Annotated in this window: 3 protein-coding genes; all 3 read left to right on the plus strand. The window is 40.1% G+C overall.

Annotation, left to right across the window (positions count from 1 at the left end; translation table 11 throughout):
• The first annotated feature begins 58 nt into the window (after positions 1 to 58).
• A complete protein-coding gene (locus KI742_RS23420; RefSeq protein WP_031823008.1) occupies positions 59 to 751 on the plus strand; it encodes a DUF4145 domain-containing protein in 693 nt (230 codons plus the stop codon).
• Between the two features lie 132 nt (positions 752 to 883).
• On the plus strand, positions 884 to 1,393 hold the full coding sequence (locus KI742_RS23430; RefSeq protein ID WP_285385652.1) for a DUF4303 domain-containing protein: 510 nt from the start codon (positions 884 to 886) through the stop codon (positions 1,391 to 1,393).
• A gap of 140 nt (positions 1,394 to 1,533) precedes the next feature.
• Positions 1,534 to 2,307, plus strand: a complete 774-nt coding sequence (locus tag KI742_RS23440) for a hypothetical protein (protein ID WP_285385654.1) — start codon at positions 1,534 to 1,536, stop codon at positions 2,305 to 2,307.
• The last annotated feature ends 67 nt before the right edge of the window (positions 2,308 to 2,374 follow it).

Raw genomic sequence — 2,374 nt, forward strand, 5'->3', positions numbered from 1 at the left:
TTTGTATTGCGTTGCTCACACCTTAACAGGGCGTTAGCCTTCAAGAGGTAATATTGAATTGGGTAAAATAACGAAAACCTTCAAACTTGAAGATTGTCCTAGTGATAAACAAAAGTTTGTGTGTAATGAATGTGCTAGAGAGACGTCTCACTCTATTGTTTCGTCCTTCCATGAAAGCGGCTTTGACGACGCAGGTAATGGGTGTGGAATGGATTGGGATGAACGGCATCAGATCATTCAATGTTGTGGTTGCGATACAGTATCTTTTCGTATTGAATCAACTCATTCTGAGGATGTTGATTATAGCTTTGAGCATGACACGTTAGTACGCAATATTACGGAAAATTACTTCCCAAACCGAACACACCAGCTTCGAGAAATTAATACCTATCTATTACCTCTAAACGTGCAAGTAATCTATCGAGAAACTACAAGTGCCATTAGCAGTGGTTTATTTGTCTTAGCTGGTATTGGTGTTCGAGCTTTGATTGAAACAGTCTGTAAAGAACAAAATGCTCAGGGCAAAAATCTGTTTGCTAAAATTGATTCTTTGTATCAAATGTCAGTAATCACCAAAGAGGGCTCGGATACATTGCATCGCTTACGTAGCTTAGGAAATGAGGCTGCGCACGAAGTAAAGCCTCAAAGTGAAGAACAACTATATATGGCGATGCAAATCATAGATCATATGCTCGAGGGCACGTATATCATTCCTCAAAGAATGAGCCAAGTCTTTGGTAAAGAAGGCTAACAAACTGTTTAAGAGTGATTCGCAACGCGTGGCACTTTTACTATGCGTTGCGTTTAGTGTTTAAGGTTGTATACGGAAGCATCGGTATTGCGTTGCTCACACCTTAACAGGGCGTTATACATTTGGAGCAATATGAAACTTATACAACTAGAAAATATGCTCTACAAGGCGACCAAATCAATAATAGTAAGGTTGTCGTCTGAGTTTCCGCAGCATCACTTCTATTACGTAGCTTTGGTCACAACTGGAGAGGGGCATCGACCTATATTTTCGGCTTGGTCTGACGAACTGTTGCAAACCGAAGCTTCATCCTCTGAAGACCAAGAAGAAATAAAATGGTCATATGCAGACTCACCGTTGTTTGGTTTCTGTGATGAATACTTCTCAGATGTTGAACTACTTTTGGACAATGTGAGCGCTGAATGTGGTTTGAGTGAAGAGACTACGGCAGTTCTTTTATCTGCGATGGAGTCGACTCTTAAGCGCTTGGATATTGAAGGTTACTTAGATAGCTTAAATTGTCGAAATAAACTTTATATCAACGCAGAAATCATGCCGCCAGACGTGACAAACGTTGAACGAGCATATAGGTTAAATCCGCGTGAGTCCTTAGATAGCTGGCTTCGAGAGGCGGCGGAATAAATGTATAACAAATTGTTCAAGAGTGATTCGGCACGCGTGGCATTTTTACTATGCGTTGGTTTTAGTGGTTAAGGTGTTATGCGGGAGCTTCGGTATTGCGCGCCTCACACCTTAACAAGGCGTTAGTTTTCAGGAGAAGTATGAAACCTTGGGTTAGATTTGAAAATGTAGAGGTTATGCGAGATGGCTATTATGTTAGCTACTCCCCTAAGTTTATAAGCGCAGAAAACGATGATTCCACTGCAATTTTATCTGTTCGTTTACTACGAGAACATAGCCTAAAACAGTGCAAGGAAATAGCAGAGTTTGAATTTGAGTATTGGATTAAGCGTTATCCAGTTCCGTTGCAAACACTAGTTAAGTTTGAATGTGAAACAACACTTCGTCTTTCAAAGATTGCTGATTGTCCTTATATTTGTGGTGTTTCAGAAAGCGAATATCGTTGGGGTGGCTTCTTAGACAACGAACTGGAAATTCACATGCCTTCAAATAATGAGTTGAAACTCATTTATAGCGAGTTACCAAGCAAAACATCAGAGGAAGTGGATGTTTTGCTTAATCAAGAGCTTCGTGGTAGGCGAATACTAAAATGGTTTGTATTGTTTATTGCAGTAATTATACCTGCATTGATAGCACTTTTAGGTTGGTCTCATCCATTGTTTTCCGCATTGGCTTTGATTTTTGCTTGGTACAAGTGTGCTGATAAGTGGTTGTCACTATCTGGGCGAAAGCTGAAAACTGACGCAGAGTTAGCAGCCGAAGAAGATGAGCGACTAAAAGAGCATCATCATGATCACTGTAAACTAAATCCTGAAGGTTTTGAGCGCTTGAAGCTAGAAAACTTTAAAGTAAACAGAAAAGAGCGTCTGCATAAAAAGTTAGAAAGTATGCCGTCGGCTGAAATAGAAAACTAACAATCTGTTTAAGAGTGATTCGCAACGCGTGGCATTTTCACTATGCGTTAGGTTTTGTGTTTAAGGT

The organism is Vibrio sp. D417a (genome assembly GCF_030248595.1).
Classification (GTDB): Bacteria; Pseudomonadota; Gammaproteobacteria; order Enterobacterales; family Vibrionaceae; genus Vibrio; species Vibrio alginolyticus.

Bases quoted from the DNA above. Each gene is read 5' to 3' on its own strand.
- KI742_RS23430 (WP_285385652.1), top strand. From the start codon at position 884: ATGAAACTTATACAACTAGAAAATATGCTCTACAAGGCGACCAAATCA.
- KI742_RS23440 (WP_285385654.1), top strand. From the start codon at position 1,534: ATGAAACCTTGGGTTAGATTTGAAAATGTAGAGGTTATGCGAGATGGC.